Annotated in this window: 1 protein-coding gene; it reads right to left on the minus strand. The window is 61.0% G+C overall.

The genetic code is table 11. The features are described from left to right. A partial coding sequence (locus L6D77_RS27240; RefSeq protein WP_236170254.1) for an immunoglobulin-like domain-containing protein occupies positions 1 to 213 on the minus strand: 213 nt, incomplete at both ends.

Consider the following 213-nt stretch of genomic DNA (forward strand, 5'->3'; position numbering starts at 1 on the left):
CGTCGTCGCCCTGGGCGTCGGCCTTGTAGATGGCTTCGGTCTGGCCCGCCGGAATCACGACTTTGGCGCCGTTGGACAGGGTGACCGTCAGATCCTGATCCAGCTTCTGGCTGACTTTGACGGTGAACGACGGCTGTTGATCTTCGGTGACATCGCCATTGCTGACGATGGTGACCGACACCTTGTCGCCTTCGTTACCAGTGCCGGTACCGC

Origin of the sequence: Pseudomonas parasichuanensis (genome assembly GCF_021601385.1) — a bacterium.
In the GTDB taxonomy this organism is placed as follows: Bacteria; Pseudomonadota; Gammaproteobacteria; order Pseudomonadales; family Pseudomonadaceae; genus Aquipseudomonas; species Aquipseudomonas parasichuanensis.